This window comes from Christiangramia sp. LLG6405-1 (assembly GCF_045055805.1).
GTDB lineage: Bacteria > Bacteroidota > Bacteroidia > Flavobacteriales > Flavobacteriaceae > Christiangramia.
Map to the genome: position 1 here is coordinate 2,290,921 of NZ_CP159330.1, position 16,631 is coordinate 2,307,551.

The following is a 16,631-nucleotide window of genomic DNA, read 5'->3' on the forward strand; positions in this document are numbered from 1 at the left end:
TGTGCGATGGCATTCACCATGCTGTCATTATCTTCCTTTGCGCAGGAATCAACTTTTGGTCTTACCGCAGGGTATTTAAATGCCGAGTTCAAAGTAAGCGAAGAAACTGTAAGCTTTTCTGATGACGGATCTGGTTTTTATGTCGGAGTTTTAGCCGACTTCGAACTTAACGAATCATGGCATCTTGTTCCCGGAGTAAATTATGGTAGAGTGGAAGAGACCAATCTTTTATTTATTCCCGTAATGGCGCAATACCATATCGCGAGCTCCGGAGTTTTCCTTCAGGCCGGGCCACAAGCAACATTGAACCTTGAAGATGATCCAGGTGAATACACAAACACAATAGGTGTGGATGCAAGTTTTGGTGTAGGTTATGAGATCAATGAGAATTTTTTCGTTGAAGCTAAATATGCGCTTGAACTCACAAACCGATTCGCAGATAGGGTAAGGGAAATAGATGATGACTTTAAACTGAATTTGAATACGTTCACCGTTGGAGTAGGCTATAAGTTTTAGATTCTTCTTTCCTAAAGCCTTGAAAACGAAGAGATTCTCTTCGGTTTTTTTAATTATAAATGTTAGCTAATATTAATTTATAGTAAGCTTCGTTTTCCTTGCTATACCTTACATCTAACCTATTTAAATTATTATCTAATGTTTAAAAAAATCATTTTGATTGCAGGTTTTGCAATCCTTTCTTTGTCATCTTTCGCCCAGGAAACTACTTTTGGAATTTAAATGATGAACTAATGATGATAGGCTACAAATTCTAATACACTGAAAAATTTAAATTTTAAAGCGAAGATTAAATCTTCGCTTTTTTTTTAGAATAAACCTGAATCAATTTCGTTATTATTGGTATTACGCTTTCGACTACTAAACCTATCTAATTATGCTAAAAGCTTTCAATATCTTATTGATCCTTGCTATATGTTCTTACAGTCTAGTGGCTCAGGAAAGGGAAGAATCTCCGTTAACACCTGAAGAAAATCGTGCTAAAATCAATTTTGAAGGTCAGCAGGGGCAGGTGAAATATTACAATGATAGCAACCTGGAAGCTGATACTTTTGATCTTGGTAAAATATTGCCGGGTTTGAAATTACAGCCTCATCAGGTAAGGTATGAGAACCCGACCAGTAAGACAGATATTATTGGATATAATTTAAAATATCAATTAGGGAACTCAGATTTTTCAATAATGGCGGGTGGTCAGGAGATCATCCATTCAAGTATTGACGGTAAGAGAGACTATGATTTTACTACAGTTCTTGGTGTAGATTATGAAGTAAATAAAAACACCTCTTTAGAAGCCAATTACTTTTTTGGTTTTCAGAATTTAAATTCGGGGAAAGCGGTTTCTCCTGTGCAGTATATACCTCTACAACCTTTAAATTTCAAATTCAAAACATCATTCTAGAACAGCTTAGCCTATTGTTACCTTTTTCTCCAGAATTGATTATTTTCACCTTATGAAATTATTGATACTAAACGGGCCTAATCTCAATCTGCTGGGAAGCAGGGAGCCTGATACTTACGGAAGCAAAAGTTTTGAAGATTACTTTTCAGAACTTCAGTTTAAATTTAGAAACATTGAGCTTTCTTACGATCAAACCAATATTGAAGGGGAGCTTATAGATATGATCCAGAAGGGACAGCAAGATTTTGATGGTATCATCCTTAATGCAGCTGCTTATACACATACTTCGGTAGGAATTGGTGATGCAGTCGCAGCAATTAATATTCCGGTGGTGGAAGTTCATATATCCAATACTTTTTCCCGTGAGGATTTCAGGCATAAATCCTACATTTCACCTAATTCGAAAGGTATTATCGTTGGCTTTGGTCTGCAAAGTTATGACCTGGCCATTCAAAGTTTTTTAAAGGACAATGAATAAAGCTTATATCAACTGGAGTAGTGGAAAAGATGCTGCGATGGCATTGTACTACGCCCGGAAGAACAGGGAGCTGGAAGTTGGAAAGCTGGTAACGAGTCTGAGTGCAGATGTTGATAGAGTTACCATGCACGGAGTGCGTAGAGAATTGCTACTTCAACAGGCTCAATGCATCGGTATGGATTTACAAATTATAGATCTTCCTGCCGATGCAGGAATGGAAACCTATAATCAGAAGATGGCTGAGGCTACAAAACAGTTAAAATCAGAAGATTATTCTCATGCGATTTTTGGCGATATATTCCTTGAGGATCTACGAACCTATCGTGAAGAGCAATTACAAAAAGCTAATATTCAGGCGGTCTTTCCTTTATGGAAACTCAACACAAAGGAATTGATTCAGCAGTTTATAGATCTCAAATTTAAAGCGATCGTGGTTTGTACCAATTCCAAAGTGCTTGATGATTCTTTCTGCGGAAGACTTATCGATAGAGAGTTTGCAACAGATCTACCGGAAAATATTGATCCCTGCGGAGAAAATGGAGAGTTTCACACTTTTGTTTACGACGGACCAATTTTCGAAAAACCTGTTGAATTTGAAATAGGAGAGAAGGTAAACCGATCCTATTCTTCTGCGGAAGATGAAGATAACTGTCATAGCGAAACTGAAAAATCCTGGGATACTGAATTTTGCTTTTGTGATCTTCTTCCGAAGTAAAATCTATAAATATTATTTATCTCGCTGAGCTGAATTGAAATTTAGTAGAAGATAGATATATGATTATCTTGATTCCTTGTATAGTCTAGCATATATCGCATTAAAATAAAAAACCCGCCTTCATTAGAAGGCGGGTTTTAATATATAATAAGTTTGCTTCTTACAAGTGGATCACTTCATCGTAAGCAGCAGCTACAGCTTCCATTACCGCTTCACTCATGGTTGGGTGCGGGTGAACTGCTTTTAGTACTTCATGACCTGTTGTTTCAAGTTTTCTACCTAAAACAGCTTCTGCAATCATATCGGTTACTCCGGCACCAATCATATGGCAACCTAACCATTCACCATACTTAGCATCAAAGATCACCTTTACGAAACCATCTTTTTTACCAGACGCGCTCGCTTTTCCTGAAGCTGAAAATGGGAATTTTCCAATTTTCAGTTCGTAACCAGCTTCTTTTGCCTGCTTTTCAGTCATTCCAACTGAAGCAATTTCCGGAGTAGCATAAGTACATCCAGGAATGTTTCCGTAGTCAAGTGGTTCTACATCCATTCCTTTGATCTTTTCAACACAAAGAATCCCTTCCGCAGAAGCAACATGCGCCAGAGCTGGTCCGGCTACAACATCTCCAATTGCGTAAATTCCTGAAACATTTGTTTGATAAAAATCATTCACGAGAATCTTGTCCTTGTCTGTCTTGATCCCAAGATCTTCCAGGCCAATATTTTCGATATTAGTTTTAATTCCAACTGCAGAAAGTACTATGTCTGCTTCCAGAGTTTCTTCTCCTTTCTTGGTCTTTACTTTAGCTTTTACTTTATCACCAGATTTCTCAACGCTCTCTACTGAAGAATTCGTCATTACTTTGATTCCGGCTTTCTTGATACTTCTTTCAAATTGCTTGGAAACTTCTTCATCCTCTAAAGGCACAACATTAGGAAGATATTCCACTACGGTTACATCTGTTCCCATAGAATTATAGAAATGCGCGAATTCTACGCCAATCGCTCCAGAGCCAACGACGATCATTTTCTTTGGCTGCTTTTTAAGAGTCATTGCTTCACGGTAACCGATCACTGTTTTACCATCTTGCTTAAGATTTGGCAATTCTCTTGATCTTGCTCCAGTTGCAATGATAATATTATCTGCCTGGTATTCAGTTTTCTTGTCTTTACTGTCGGTAACCTCTACCTTTTTACCAGATTTAAGTTTACCAAAACCTTCAAGGACGTCAATTTTGTTCTTCTTCATTAGGAACTGAACACCTTTGCTCATTCCATTGGCAACATCTCTGCTTCGTTTTACTACCGCATCAAAATCCTTATCTGGATTTTCAAGTTTTAAACCATAGTCTTCAGCATGTTTCAGGTATTCAAAAACTTCAGCACTTTTTAATAATGCTTTGGTTGGAATACATCCCCAGTTAAGACAAACTCCACCAAGACTTTCCTTCTCAACAATAGCGGTTTTAAAACCAAGTTGAGAAGCACGAATGGCAGTTACATATCCACCTGGGCCACTACCTAGAACTATAATATCATATTTAGTCATATTCAGAATATTTTGATTCGGTTAACGAAGTTGCGAATTTAAGGAATTTCAGCTTAAACTAAAAGCTGAGAAGACCCATTATAAAATGAAAAAAGCCTGCTTGAGTTAAGCAGGCTTTCGATATAAATTAATGAAGATTATTTTACTTCAAATCTCTTGATATTAGAATCATTAAGATCAAGCGAAGTTTTTACCGATTGGTAATCACTTACATCAAGATTATTGTCCTGAGCATAATCTACCGGTAATACTACGATCTTAAAAATTTGATCCTGAGTGTATCGTTCTCCTAAGGTTCCAAGGTCGATATTTCCCTGAAGGTATATATTCACGTCAAAACTTGTATGATTGTAGTTATACTGAAATTCTCCATCGTCAAAATAGATGGTTTGTGGGATCAGGTTCCATACATCGGTTCCATCGTCCACCAGCTCCAGCCAGTAAACCAATACAACATCAGATTCCAGTACTTCAATTGTAGAAGGAATATCAGCAAAAACGGAATAATCGGGATCATTAAAGTCTGCTTCGATTTCAAAGGCCTGTCCCACGATATTGACACCATCCTGTCCCGGAGGTCCTGGAGGTCCAACTTCACCGTCTGAAGAACATGCGACGATCGTACTTGCTATTAAAATAAGTGATAGTAATTTTTTCATGATAAATTGGATTTAGTTATTGATTAAAGTTGATGCTGGCCGAATTCACGCAAAAGCGCTGGCCGGTCTCTGTAGGACCATCATCAAAAACGTGGCCAAGATGGCTTCCGCAGTTAGAACAAAGGATTTCAGTGCGTATCATTCCAAATGTTCTATCCTGAATATACTCTACTTTTCCATCAATTGCATTGTCAAAACTTGGCCATCCACATCCACTTTCAAATTTTGCATCACTTTCAAATAATTGCTCTCCGCAGGCTGCACACTGATATTCACCATCTTCAAAATGAAGATTATATTCACCTGTATGAGGTGCTTCAGTTCCTTTTTCTCTTAAAACTCTATACTGCTCTGGAGTAAGTTTCTGTTTCCACTCCTCTTCAGTTTTTTCTATACTATACTTTTTCATTTAATTATTTTTTTGGTTCGAAGTCCATAGCGACTCCGTTGATACAATGTCTTTTTCCCGTAGTTTCTCTTGGACCGTCATTAAAAACATGACCAAGATGTCCACCACACTTAGCACAATGTACTTCATCACGCTGATATCCTAGCTTAGAATCACTTCCATAAGCCACACCACCATCGATCGCACGATCAAAACTTGGCCATCCGGTACCACTTTCGAATTTATGCTCATTCTCGTATAGCTCATTTCCACAAGCAGCGCACACAAAGGTTCCAGGTTTCTTGATATCCAGCAGATCACTACTATAAGGTCTTTCTGTCGCGGCTTCTCTCAAAACTGCGTATTCCTGTGAAGTTAATTCTGCTTTCCACTCTTCTTTGGACTTGGTTACCTCGTATGATTTGGAACTTTCCTTTGAAGAATCTTTCTGAGCATTTCCATTACAACTGAACAGAAACGTCGCCATTAGGCTTAGTATTAAAAACTTTTTCATCTTTTAATTTTTCTTTAAAATTACAATTATTGTGCCGCTATAAAACTTGTAATTTTGTTAATTACCTCAGGATTGCCTAGTATCCGGCGGTGTCCCAAATTCTTTGTGATCATCAAATCACTATTCTCCAGAACCTCATCAATCTCGTAAGCCGAATTCACCTCAACATCCACATCATGTTCGTCATGAATAATTAGAGTAGGAGTGAACACTTCTTTGGCAGATTCTGCACCAGAAAGTGCGTCCATATCCTGCTTAAATTTATTATCCAGATATGCCTTCATCTTCCTGGCGACCTTATCGTTCATTTTCATGTTCGCAGCAAAGTTTCTAGTGATCTCGGTAACATTATTTGCTGTTCCAATCAATATTAGCTTGTTGGTTTTTAATCCATCCTTTATAGCTCTAAGAGAAGACATACCTCCAAGAGAATGTCCGATTACAGCTTCAAATGGACCATATTTATCATCCAGAAATTTTACCGATTCAATAAAGAAAGGCATCATGCTCATTTTCCCGTCGGCTTTTCCGTGACCTGGAGCATCAAAACTTATCGTTTGATAGCCCATTACTTTTAATGCTGAAGCTATTTTAGCCAGCTGAGTTCCTCTACCGCTCCAACCATGAACCAGCAGAACTTTCTTATCTGACTTGCCATACTTGTAGGTTACGATTTCTCGGTTCATTGAAGGAACTATCACCTTTTCCTGTTCTGTGTTTTCATCCATTTCCTTTTCTCTCTCCGGAAGTTTATAACGGAAAGGAGTAAGAAATAGCTTCGCCGCAAATCTGCTGGCCAGAAACGGACTTACTTTCGTTAGAATTTGCGAAGTAGTTAGAATATACTGCGGAACCAATAGTCTTTGAACCGGTATACTGTCTTTAGTATTTTGAGTCATTTTGGGTGTGTTCAGGTCGTGAGTCGGCTTTCATACGATGTTTGTAATATGCTTTGAAAGCCTTGTGAATACTGCAAATATCAACAATGGTATTGTTTTTGGAACTGCTTTTATTGTTAAATCATACTTAATTCAACTCGAGCAGGTTTGCTGCTTTTGTACTTTTAGGTATCAAAAACCAACAATATGAAAATTAAGAATGCTTTATTAGGTTTAAGTGTACTGCTTATGGTGGTGTCATGTAAGACCAATCCTTTTACAGGAGAGAAAAATTTGAACTTTGTCTCCAATGATCAATTGTTCCCAACTTCTTTTGAACAATACAATCAATTCCTGAATGAAGCTGAAGTCGTAAATAATACGGAAGAAGCCAGAAAGGTGAAAAGACTTGGAGAAGATATCGTGACTGCTGCGGAAAGATATTTAAACGCAAACGGTTACCAGGGTTTTATGAATGACTTTAAATGGGAGTTCAACCTGGTAAAAGATGATCAGGCTAACGCTTTTGCTATGCCTGGCGGAAAAGTTGTAGTCTATACAGGGATTCTTGACGAAGCACAAAATACAAATGGTCTGGCGACGATTATGGCTCACGAGATTGCTCATGCCTTGGCAGATCACGGTGCTCAAAGAATGAGTGCGGCACAATTACAACAATTAGGAGCAGTAGCTGGAACGGTAGCTGTAAGTGGTCGTAGTGAAAGTACGCAACAAATCTTTGCTCAGGCTTATGGTCTAGGATCTCAAATTGGAGTAATGCTTCCTTTTAGTAGAGGGCATGAATCTGAAGCTGATAGAATTGGGTTAACACTTATGGCAATTGCCGGTTACGATCCTAGGGAAGCTCCAGAATTATGGAAAAGAATGCAAGCCAATAGTGGCGGGCAGGCTCCACCAGAATTTTTAAGTACTCACCCTTCGAATGCAACAAGGATCAACAATTTAACTCAGTGGGCTCCTGAAGCTATTGCTGAAGCTAAAAAATACGGATCCACTACTTTTAAATAAGATATCTTAAAATTAAAATTGAAAAGCCACCGGTCTCGGTGGCTTTTTCTATTTTTAGTGCATGAAGCAATTACCTAAAGGCAGCAAAAAGCTAATTCATGCATGGGCTTTTTATGATTGGGCCAACTCAGTTTATAGCCTGGTTATCTCCTCGGCAATATTTCCAATATTTTATGGTGCCCTAACGATCGTAAAGGATTCCGAAGGGAATATGATCAGTGATACGGTGAGCTTTTTAGGTTTCAACTGGAATAATGATACCCTAATTAGTTACGTTACAGCCGCTGCATTTCTTGTGGTTAGTTTTCTTAGTCCATTTCTGTCTGGTATTGCCGATTATGTTGGAAACAAAAAGAATTTCCTGAAATTCTTCTGTTATCTGGGAGCCGTATCCTGCATAGGTTTGTTCTGGTTCAATCTTGAGAATCTCTGGTTCGGCTTGCTTTGCTACTTTCTTGCACTTATTGGTTTTTGGTCCAGCCTGGTTTTCTATAATTCATATTTGCCAGATATCGCCTATAACGATCAACAGGATAAAGCAAGTGCGAAGGGATTTTCTTTGGGCTATTTAGGAAGTGTGATACTACTTGTCCTTTGCCTAATTATGATCCTGAAATACGAATGGTTTGGTTTTGACGATGAGGGTTTGCCAACACGACTTTCTTTTGTACTAACCGGAGTGTGGTGGATCGCTTTTAGTCAGTATACCTATTACTATCTTCCAAAAGGAAATAAAAAAGCCCGACTTACCAAAAATGTACTATTCAATGGATTCAGGGAATTGAAAGGTATCTGGTTCAAGATCAATCAGAATAAACAATTGAACCGTTATTTAGTGGCGTTTTTTGTTTACAGTATGGCCGTTCAAACCATTATGTTGATTGCGACTTATTTTGGGATCGAAGAACTGGAATGGGGAGAACAGGATGCAACCACAGGGTTAATTATAAGTATTCTATTGATTCAGCTTGTAGCGGTGCTTGGAGCTTTTCTAACCTCGCGACTGGCCATTAAATATGGAGATGTCAAGATCCTGATTTTTATCAACCTGATATGGATAGCAATTTGTGGGTATGCTTATTTCATCACGACTCCGCAACAATTTTATGTAGCAGCAGCTTCTGTAGGTTTGGTGATGGGCGGAATTCAATCACTATCCAGGTCTACCTATTCCAAAATGTTACCTGAGAATGCTGTAGACACTGCCAGTTACTTTAGTTTTTACGATGTAGCTGAAAAGATCGGGATCGTGATCGGGATGTTTATGTATGGTCTGGTAGCTCAAATTACCGGCAGTATTAGAAGTTCAATTCTTTTCCTGGTGGTTTTCTTTATTGCCGGAGTATTTTTATTAATGCGTGTACCTAAAAAGCATCCAAAAATAAAAAACCTGCCAGAAGACAGGTTTTAATATTGCAGCAATTTTGATACTTATTAGTAGCTGGAAACACTTCCGGAACCATTCGTTTTAAAACTTTGCTTTTCCGGATCACCTTTATATACGATATCTCCTGAGCCACTAACATTTGCTTTCAAACTTGAAGAAGCGTAAACCATAACATCCCCGGAACCTGAAACTCTTGCTTCAACATTTTTAGCTCTTAGATCGAATGCGTCAAAATCCCCGCTTCCGGTTACGTTACATTCAAAATTGTCACTACTACCTTTGATCTTTATGTCACCCGACCCGGTTACATGACCTTTCAAATAATTTGTCTGTATATCCAGAACCATATCTCCGGAACCTGTAACACTCACGCTCAATCTTTCTTCTGAAAGTTGATCATGTGTCCAGATATCCCCGCTTCCAGTAAGCGAAATGTCATTCACGCTCTTTACAGGAACAGTAATGAGCAGATCTTTTCTAGTCTGAAGATTAACGCCTTTTTCCGTAGAAATTTTAAGCGTACCATTTTTTACTTCCGTAAGTATATATTCCTGAAGATTGCTTTCTGCAGCAACTTTGATGTTTCCTTCAGTTCCCGAAACTAATTTTACGTTCATGGATCCAACCACATGAATTTTTTCATAATCTGAAGTATTCCTGGTTTCCGTCACCATATTTCCGTTTCCACGAATTTTTTTACTGCCCCATTGTGCGTGGGCAGAGGTGAAGGCAAGAAGGAAGAAGGCCGATAGTAATAGTACTTTTTTCATAATAGTTATTTTAATTGATGATTAATTATTCTTTGCTAAATTTTACGCTACCATAACTGGTGGAGATATCGATCCTTGCTCCAGAACCAGAACCATAGTTTCCAGAGATGGATTTACTAGTGTTTTTTTCATTGGTACGGCGAACATCAAGATCGTCTGTTCCGTTAATACCACCATAACTGGTCTTTACGTCAAAGCTGAATGCCATTTCCCGATCATATCCCAAATGCACACCGGCGTAATCGGTATCAATATTTACAGATTTGGTTCCGTTTACTATTTTGTCGATATGCAGCGATCCATAATCAAGATTGATGTCTGCAGAAGTAAATATCCTTTCAACTTTGGTTGTTAAGTAATCGCCATTTCCAATAAGCACCTTTACTTTATTAATTTCAATACTTCCATAATCACAGTTAAAATCCAGTTTGGTCACTTTCCGAATTCGGGATTTGGTATAATCTGCATTCACCAATAATTCTTCAGCTTCTCCAATTTCATAATCTGAATAGTCCGCATCAATTTCAGCATTGGTAACAAATCCAATTCGGCTGCTTCTGCTATAGTCAAAATTCAGAATATTAGAGCGACCATTTAACTCGCCTACATCTATCTTTCCGTAGTCACAATTGATATCAGTATTCCCAAAAGTTTTGTCGATGTAGATTCCGCCGTAATTATTATCGAGAGTAAGATTGTTGTTCTCTGGTGCGCGAATCACATAATTCACCTCCATATTCACATTGTCGAATCCATCAAAAATATTCTTCCACCAGGACCTGTTTTCTTTTGAGAATTTGGTAGTTGCCGTTACTCCTGAAGAATTCTGGTCAAATTCCACTCGTATATCATCGAGTTTGTCTTCAACATCATCCTCGTCGTTCCCATTGGTTTTGATGGTGACTTCAATAAGAACCCGATCTTCTTTCCAGGTCACGATATCTATGTTCCCGTAACTATTGTTGATATTGAGATCACCATTCGTCTTTACGTCAAATTCCTTCCTTATCGTCTTTTTTCTGGTATGCTTGGCTTCTTCAATAACAGAAGCTTCAGTCGTAACTTCAGGCTCTGTACATTTGCTTTCAGGGTACATGTTGGTAACGAGCACCATGAGAAAAAGGATGCTAGATAGTATTGCTTTCATAATTTTGATTGTTTAATGATTTGATGTTTTCAATTTGTTCTAATACTTCACTAAGTAGATCTATTCGCTGCTGGAAATTTTGAATCATAGCGTGTATAACTCTTTTATCATTTCCACTTTCTAGTAGATCATTCTCCATTCTCTTATATCTATTTTCCAGTTTTTTTAATTGCTGAAGGGCATCCTTGATGATCGCCTGAGTTTCAGGAGTGGCTTCCGCATTTAGAGCAATGAGTTCTTTCTCAATTAATCCTGAATAAAACTCCTGGGTCTGCTTCATTTCCGGAGAAATACTTGCCAGATCTGACTGATTTGCCTGGTTGAAATTATTGGATAATAACAGCACTAAGGCTAATACTGCAGCGATACTCAATAATCCTATCCAGATCTTTCCTGAGTTGCTCCCAGCTTTTCCTGACTTTTTAGCTTTTTCCAGCTTGCGGGCAAACTTCTCGCGATGATCTGTCTGCGGTTCTTCGACGTCAAAATTTGCAGACTCGAAGAATTCTTCAAATTCGTTAACTTTCATGTTGCTGCAATTTTTTTCTTAAACTTTCTTTAGCTCTGGAGATCATCGTTCTACAATTTCCGTAGGAGATTTTCATAATCTCACCAATTTCTTCATGATCATATCCTTCGATAAGATGTAGCGTTAAACAAATCCTGTAGTTTTCTTTCAAATTCTTCAATGTGTTAAGCACTAACTTCACTTTGTCATTGGTGTTAGCATCGATGACCAAACCACCAGAGTCCTCTTCATTTTTGAGCTCATCATTATAGGAAACCTCCGCTAGCTTTTTGGATCTGTTTAAAGCAGTGATACTTTGATTGATCACGATACGTTTCAGCCATGCTCCAAAGGTGGCATCCTCGTTAAAACTATCTATTCTCGTAAAAGCCTTTAAAAATGATTCCTGCATAATATCTTCAGCTTCAGCAGAACGTCCTGTAATCCTATACGCGGTGTTGTACATTGCTTTGTAATACCGGTCATAGATTTCCATCTGCGCACGTTGTTCTCCTTTACGGCAACGGGCAACAAGATCATTAATATGTGTGATGGTTGGTGTCAATTAATGCCTGGTTTCTATACTAAAGATGGAACTATTTGAAGATTGTTACACTTTCTGAAAATAAATTTATAAATAAGGCGTGGCATAGGAATTGAATATTTGATATTGCAAATCTATAGAAAGCCCCAATGCGTTGCATTTCAAGGCTTTTAACGAACGTCACCAAATTACTGAAATTTAATCTGGTGACAGTTTGACTTAAATACAATTATGGCTAAAACAAAGTTTACGAATATTGACAGTTTGTCATTTCAGGGAATAGATGAAGATGCAGAATTGATTCCTTTAATGACACCTGAAGATGAAGAAGAAATAAATAAAGAAGATCTTCCGGAAACCTTACCAATTCTACCTCTTAGGAACACGGTTCTATTTCCAGGAGTTGTGATTCCTATTACGGCGGGTAGAGATGCATCTATTAAGCTTATCAACGAAGCAAATAATGGAAGTAAGATCATTGGTGTTGTTTCTCAAAAGGATGAGGAAGTAGAGAATCCAACTTCGAAGGATATTAATAAGGTTGGAGTAGTTGCACGTATTCTTAGGGTGTTGAAAATGCCTGATGGGAATACAACAGTAATTATTCAGGGTAAAAAACGCTTCCAGATCACTCAGGTGGTGACTGAGGAACCTTATATGAATGCTACCGTTGCTGAGGTTCCTGATAATCGTCCTGAGCAGGATAATGCTGAATTTGGAGCGATTATAGAATCTATCAAGGATCTTGCACTTCAAATAATTAAAGGCAGTCCAAATATTCCTTCGGAAGCTTCTTTTGCAATTAAGAACATAGAAAGTAATTCTTTTCTGATCAATTTTGTTTCATCTAATATGTCTCTATCTGTTTCTGAAAAACAGAAGTTACTGGAGATGAATGATCTTAAAGAGAGAGCACTTTCTACGCTGAAGCATATGAATACGGAGAACCAGAAACTGGAACTCAAAAATGATATTCAGAGCAAGGTTCAAAGTGATATGAGCCAGCAGCAGAGAGAGTATTTCCTACACCAGCAAATGAAGACCATCCAGGAAGAGCTAGGTGGAGTTTCGCATGAAGGTGAAATTGTGGAAATGCGTGATCGCGCAAAAGACAAGCAATGGGACGAGGATGTTCAGAATCACTTTGAGAAAGAACTTTCCAAAATGCAACGTATGAATCCGCAGGTTGCAGAATATTCCATACAAAGAAATTACCTGGACCTGTTTCTTGATCTTCCATGGAACGAGTTCAGTAAAGATAAATTTGATCTAAAGCGGGCGAAGAAAATTCTTGATCGTGATCACTATGGTCTTGATGACGTAAAAAGAAGGATCATAGAATATCTTGCAGTTTTAAAACTCCGTAACGATATGAAATCTCCAATTTTATGTCTTTATGGACCTCCCGGAGTTGGTAAAACTTCGCTAGGAAAGTCGGTTGCGGAAGCATTGGGCAGAGAATATGTCAGAATTTCTCTGGGTGGTCTAAGAGATGAAGCAGAGATACGCGGACATAGAAAAACCTACATTGGTGCTATGCCAGGTAGAATTATACAGAGTTTAAAGAAAGCTGGAACCAGCAACCCTGTTTTTGTTCTGGATGAGATCGATAAGTTAAGTATGGGAAATGCAGGAGACCCTTCTTCAGCATTACTCGAAGTCCTGGATCCTGAACAGAATTCAGAATTTCATGACAACTTCCTCGAGATGGGATTTGACCTATCCAAGGTAATGTTTATCGCTACCTGTAATTCATTGAATACAATTCAGCCGGCATTAAGAGACCGAATGGAAATTATCAATGTGACAGGTTATACTATTGAGGAGAAAGTGGAGATCGCAAAAAGACATTTGCTTCCGAAGCAATTAGAAGAACACGGTCTAACTGCAGAACATCTTAAAGTTGGTAAAAAGCAACTCGAGAAGATTGTAGAAGGTTATACCCGGGAATCTGGAGTGAGATCTCTGGAGAAACAAATAGCCAAAGTGGTTAGATACGCAGCCAAGAACATTGCGATGGAAGATGAATATAATATCAAATTGAACGATGAAGATATTATTGAAATTCTTGGAAGTCCTAAAATGGAGCGTGATAAATACGAGAACAATGATGTTGCTGGTGTTGTTACCGGACTTGCTTGGACCCAGGTAGGTGGTGATATTTTGTTTATCGAATCTATTCTCTCTAAAGGTAAAGGAAATCTTAGTATTACCGGAAACCTTGGGAAAGTGATGAAGGAATCGGCCACCATTGCTATGGAATATATCAAAGCGAATGCAGACGATCTTGGAATAGATGCTTCAATTTTTGAAAAGTACAATGTACACATTCACGTTCCGGAAGGGGCAACCCCGAAGGATGGTCCAAGTGCAGGTATCACCATGCTTACTTCTCTGGTATCGCTATTTACTCAGAAGAAGGTGAAGAAAAGTATTGCCATGACCGGCGAGATCACCTTAAGAGGAAAGGTTCTTCCTGTTGGCGGAATTAAAGAAAAGATCCTGGCAGCCAAGAGAGCCCGAATCAAAGAACTTATTCTTTGTGAAGAAAATAAGCGTGATATTGAGGAGATCAAGGACGAATATTTAAAAGGTCTAACCTTTCATTATGTAAGGGATATGAGCGATGTCATAGATATTGCCATTACCAAGCAGGCGGTAAAGAACGCTAAGAAATTATAAAGTAAGAAGCCCCAAAAGGGGCTTTTCTTTTGGATATATACCCGGTAAAAAAGTTTAAAAATTTACCTTTGCAATTAGAAGTTTAGAGAATATGAGCAAGAAAATAACGATCGCCATAGACGGCTTTTCTTCAACAGGTAAAAGCACTGTTGCAAAAGGACTGGCTAAAAAGTTGAATTATGTATATGTTGATACTGGTGCCATGTATCGTGCGGTGACCTTATATATGATGCGTAAACTATTCGTTTCAGATAATAATTTTAGTGAAGAATCAATCATCAGGCATCTTCCTTTCGTAAGTTTGAAATTCGTTTTCAACGAACAGAAAGGTTTTGCTGAAATGTATCTGAATGGTGAAAATGTCGAGAAGGAAATTCGTTATATGGAAGTTTCGGAACAGGTGAGTAAAGTTGCAGCTGTACCTGATGTTCGAAAAATGCTCGTAGACCAGCAGCAGGAAATGGGAAAAGAAAAGGGTGTTGTGATGGATGGTCGCGATATAGGGACCGTAGTTTTTCCAGATGCTGAACTGAAAATCTTTATGACTGCTTCTACTGAAAAAAGAGCACAACGAAGATATGATGAACTTATTGAAAGAGGGGATGAGGTGGAATTTGAAGCGGTCTTGAAAAATGTAAAGGATCGTGATTTTATGGATTCTACTCGTGAAGACTCACCGCTTATAAAGGCTGATGATGCTGTGGAATTCGATAATTCAGATTTGGATCTTGAAGAGCAATTTGAACAGATATTAAAAATAGTAGAAGACAGATTGTCTGAATAAATGTCTGAAAACAGAGGCATAAGTAAATCGGTACTATATTTAATGTCTGCCAGTGCCGGTTTGGTAGTAGCCAATAATTACTACAATCAACCCTTATTAAATTTAATTGCGATTGACTTCGGTGTTTCTGAAGCGGCAGTGAGTAATGTTCCATTATTTACTCAGCTTGGATATGCCTTTGGGTTATTATTTATAATTCCGTTAGGAGATAAATTCCCCAGGAAGAAAATGGTAATGGTAGATTTCATCGTTATCATTATTAGTCTTCTCGCTATGGCGATTGCTCCAAGTTTACCAATTCTAATATTGTCAGGATTTGTGGTTGGCTTTTCTTGCGTGGTGCCTCAAGTATTTGTGCCTATGGCGGCACAATTAGCAAATCCAGAAAACAGGGGTAGTGCGATTGGTATCGTAATGAGTGGATTGCTTATTGGAATTCTGGGAAGTAGATTCATTAGCGGTTACGTAGGGGAATATTTTGGCTGGCGTGCCATGTATTATGGTGCAACCGGAATAATGCTGATACTTTGGTTACTTCTAAAATTGAAATTACCAGAACTGCAACCCGATTTTAAAGGTACCTACAAACAACTCATGCAATCTACCTGGCATTATTTCAAAACTGAAAGTCCGGTGCGACTTGCTGCGGTGAGAGGAGGACTTGGATTTGCAGGTTTCAGCGCTTTCTGGACTACTTTGGTCTTTGTAATGGAAGATAATTTCAATTATGGAAGCGGTATCGCTGGAGCTTTCGGGTTACTGGGAATAGGAGGAGCATTGGCGGCAACTGTCATTGGTAAACTCAGCGACCGTATGAACAAGAACAATTTGATCACTCTGGCCACGCTCATCATGTTATTAGCCTGGATGATCTTCGAATTCTCAGGCAATTCAATAGTAGGTATGGTAATAGGAGTTCTTTTAGTAGATATGGGCTTGCAATCCCTGCACATCACGAATCAGAATATTATCTTTTCCAGAAACCAGGATGCACGCAATAGAATAAACACGATTTATATGGTGGGATACTTTGCTGGCGGCGCTTTGGGAACGATCACGGGAGCATATGCCTGGGAGCTTTTCCATTGGGAAGGAGTGGTAACATTAGGTCTTTTCTACACGATACTCATTTTAATTACTCACTTCCTTTTCAAGAAAACTGAATCTGCTTAAAAATAG

General features: G+C 38.4%; 18 protein-coding genes. 9 read left to right on the plus strand and 9 right to left on the minus strand.

The genetic code is table 11. The features are described from left to right. Positions 1-6 precede the first annotated feature (6 nt). From ABVM50_RS10510 to ABVM50_RS10525, 4 genes are all read left to right on the plus strand, one after another. Positions 7-516 (plus strand): porin family protein, encoded by a 510-nt coding sequence (locus ABVM50_RS10510; protein ID WP_405198530.1) that lies wholly within the window; start codon positions 7-9, stop codon positions 514-516. Positions 517-892: 376 nt separating this feature from the next. After that, positions 893-1,417 carry a hypothetical protein gene (locus ABVM50_RS10515; protein WP_405198531.1) on the plus strand — a complete coding sequence of 175 codons (525 nt, stop codon included), beginning with the start codon at positions 893-895 and terminating at the stop codon, positions 1,415-1,417. Between the two features lie 52 nt (positions 1,418-1,469). Then, a complete protein-coding gene (aroQ, locus tag ABVM50_RS10520) occupies positions 1,470-1,895 on the plus strand; it encodes a type II 3-dehydroquinate dehydratase (RefSeq protein ID WP_405198532.1) in 426 nt (141 codons plus the stop codon). Then, a complete protein-coding gene (locus tag ABVM50_RS10525; RefSeq protein WP_405198533.1) occupies positions 1,888-2,610 on the plus strand; it encodes a diphthine--ammonia ligase in 723 nt (240 codons plus the stop codon). The genes aroQ and ABVM50_RS10525 overlap by 8 nt, the downstream gene beginning before the upstream one ends. 160 nt (positions 2,611-2,770) lie before the next feature. On the opposite strand, the gene lpdA is transcribed toward ABVM50_RS10525, so the two are convergent. From lpdA to ABVM50_RS10550, 5 genes are all read right to left on the minus strand, one after another. After that, positions 2,771-4,162, minus strand: a complete 1,392-nt coding sequence (lpdA, locus tag ABVM50_RS10530; RefSeq protein WP_405198534.1) for a dihydrolipoyl dehydrogenase — start codon at positions 4,160-4,162, stop codon at positions 2,771-2,773. A 137-nt stretch (positions 4,163-4,299) separates the two neighbouring features. Next, entirely contained in the window at positions 4,300-4,821 is a 522-nt protein-coding gene (locus tag ABVM50_RS10535) for a collagen-like protein (protein WP_405198535.1), read from the minus strand. Between the two features lie 16 nt (positions 4,822-4,837). Continuing rightward, positions 4,838-5,230: a peptide-methionine (R)-S-oxide reductase MsrB gene (gene msrB, locus ABVM50_RS10540; RefSeq protein WP_405198537.1), complete on the minus strand. Its 393-nt coding sequence runs from the start codon at positions 5,228-5,230 to the stop codon at positions 4,838-4,840. Between the two features lie 4 nt (positions 5,231-5,234). Further along, a complete protein-coding gene (msrB, locus tag ABVM50_RS10545) occupies positions 5,235-5,723 on the minus strand; it encodes a peptide-methionine (R)-S-oxide reductase MsrB (protein WP_405198538.1) in 489 nt (162 codons plus the stop codon). Positions 5,724-5,749: 26 nt separating this feature from the next. Beyond that, positions 5,750-6,622 (minus strand): alpha/beta fold hydrolase, encoded by an 873-nt coding sequence (locus ABVM50_RS10550; protein ID WP_405198539.1) that lies wholly within the window; start codon positions 6,620-6,622, stop codon positions 5,750-5,752. 186 nt (positions 6,623-6,808) lie between these two features. On the opposite strand from ABVM50_RS10550, the gene ABVM50_RS10555 reads away from it, so the two are divergent. After that, positions 6,809-7,630 (plus strand): M48 family metallopeptidase, encoded by an 822-nt coding sequence (locus ABVM50_RS10555; RefSeq protein WP_405198540.1) that lies wholly within the window; start codon positions 6,809-6,811, stop codon positions 7,628-7,630. A gap of 61 nt (positions 7,631-7,691) precedes the next feature. After that, entirely contained in the window at positions 7,692-9,041 is a 1,350-nt protein-coding gene (locus ABVM50_RS10560; protein ID WP_405198541.1) for an MFS transporter, read from the plus strand. A gap of 23 nt (positions 9,042-9,064) precedes the next feature. On the opposite strand, the gene ABVM50_RS10565 is transcribed toward ABVM50_RS10560, so the two are convergent. From ABVM50_RS10565 to ABVM50_RS10580, 4 genes are read right to left on the minus strand one after another with little or no spacing between them, the layout of a single operon-like run. Next, positions 9,065-9,787: a head GIN domain-containing protein gene (locus tag ABVM50_RS10565; RefSeq protein WP_405198542.1), complete on the minus strand. Its 723-nt coding sequence runs from the start codon at positions 9,785-9,787 to the stop codon at positions 9,065-9,067. Positions 9,788-9,812: 25 nt separating this feature from the next. Next, positions 9,813-10,934 carry a hypothetical protein gene (locus ABVM50_RS10570; RefSeq protein WP_405198543.1) on the minus strand — a complete coding sequence of 374 codons (1,122 nt, stop codon included), beginning with the start codon at positions 10,932-10,934 and terminating at the stop codon, positions 9,813-9,815. Then, positions 10,915-11,463 (minus strand): DUF4179 domain-containing protein, encoded by a 549-nt coding sequence (locus ABVM50_RS10575; protein ID WP_405198544.1) that lies wholly within the window; start codon positions 11,461-11,463, stop codon positions 10,915-10,917. Before ABVM50_RS10575 ends, ABVM50_RS10570 begins: the two co-directional genes overlap by 20 nt. Continuing rightward, a complete protein-coding gene (locus ABVM50_RS10580) occupies positions 11,453-12,007 on the minus strand; it encodes an RNA polymerase sigma factor (protein ID WP_405198545.1) in 555 nt (184 codons plus the stop codon). The genes ABVM50_RS10575 and ABVM50_RS10580 overlap by 11 nt, the downstream gene beginning before the upstream one ends. Before the next feature lie 210 nt (positions 12,008-12,217). Between ABVM50_RS10580 and lon the strand changes: the two genes are divergently transcribed. The 3 genes from lon to ABVM50_RS10595 all read left to right on the plus strand — a co-directional run bounded on the left by lon (position 12,218) and on the right by ABVM50_RS10595 (position 16,625). Further along, positions 12,218-14,668 (plus strand): endopeptidase La, encoded by a 2,451-nt coding sequence (gene lon / locus ABVM50_RS10585; RefSeq protein WP_405198546.1) that lies wholly within the window; start codon positions 12,218-12,220, stop codon positions 14,666-14,668. A gap of 91 nt (positions 14,669-14,759) precedes the next feature. Then, positions 14,760-15,452, plus strand: a complete 693-nt coding sequence (gene cmk, locus ABVM50_RS10590) for a (d)CMP kinase (RefSeq protein WP_405198547.1) — start codon at positions 14,760-14,762, stop codon at positions 15,450-15,452. Next, a complete protein-coding gene (locus tag ABVM50_RS10595; protein WP_405198548.1) occupies positions 15,453-16,625 on the plus strand; it encodes an MFS transporter in 1,173 nt (390 codons plus the stop codon). It begins immediately after the preceding gene. Positions 16,626-16,631: the final 6 nt, after the last annotated feature.

Bases quoted from the DNA above. Each gene is read 5' to 3' on its own strand.
- ABVM50_RS10510 (WP_405198530.1), top strand. From the start codon at position 7: ATGGCATTCACCATGCTGTCATTATCTTCCTTTGCGCAGGAATCAACT.
- ABVM50_RS10515 (WP_405198531.1), top strand. From the start codon at position 893: ATGCTAAAAGCTTTCAATATCTTATTGATCCTTGCTATATGTTCTTAC.
- aroQ (WP_405198532.1), top strand. From the start codon at position 1,470: ATGAAATTATTGATACTAAACGGGCCTAATCTCAATCTGCTGGGAAGC.
- ABVM50_RS10525 (WP_405198533.1), top strand. From the start codon at position 1,888: ATGAATAAAGCTTATATCAACTGGAGTAGTGGAAAAGATGCTGCGATG.
- lpdA (WP_405198534.1), bottom strand. From the start codon at position 4,162: ATGACTAAATATGATATTATAGTTCTAGGTAGTGGCCCAGGTGGATAT.
- ABVM50_RS10535 (WP_405198535.1), bottom strand. From the start codon at position 4,821: ATGAAAAAATTACTATCACTTATTTTAATAGCAAGTACGATCGTCGCA.
- msrB (WP_405198537.1), bottom strand. From the start codon at position 5,230: ATGAAAAAGTATAGTATAGAAAAAACTGAAGAGGAGTGGAAACAGAAA.
- msrB (WP_405198538.1), bottom strand. From the start codon at position 5,723: ATGAAAAAGTTTTTAATACTAAGCCTAATGGCGACGTTTCTGTTCAGT.
- ABVM50_RS10550 (WP_405198539.1), bottom strand. From the start codon at position 6,622: ATGACTCAAAATACTAAAGACAGTATACCGGTTCAAAGACTATTGGTT.
- ABVM50_RS10555 (WP_405198540.1), top strand. From the start codon at position 6,809: ATGAAAATTAAGAATGCTTTATTAGGTTTAAGTGTACTGCTTATGGTG.
- ABVM50_RS10560 (WP_405198541.1), top strand. From the start codon at position 7,692: ATGAAGCAATTACCTAAAGGCAGCAAAAAGCTAATTCATGCATGGGCT.
- ABVM50_RS10565 (WP_405198542.1), bottom strand. From the start codon at position 9,787: ATGAAAAAAGTACTATTACTATCGGCCTTCTTCCTTCTTGCCTTCACC.
- ABVM50_RS10570 (WP_405198543.1), bottom strand. From the start codon at position 10,934: ATGAAAGCAATACTATCTAGCATCCTTTTTCTCATGGTGCTCGTTACC.
- ABVM50_RS10575 (WP_405198544.1), bottom strand. From the start codon at position 11,463: ATGAAAGTTAACGAATTTGAAGAATTCTTCGAGTCTGCAAATTTTGAC.
- lon (WP_405198546.1), top strand. From the start codon at position 12,218: ATGGCTAAAACAAAGTTTACGAATATTGACAGTTTGTCATTTCAGGGA.
- cmk (WP_405198547.1), top strand. From the start codon at position 14,760: ATGAGCAAGAAAATAACGATCGCCATAGACGGCTTTTCTTCAACAGGT.
- ABVM50_RS10595 (WP_405198548.1), top strand. From the start codon at position 15,453: ATGTCTGAAAACAGAGGCATAAGTAAATCGGTACTATATTTAATGTCT.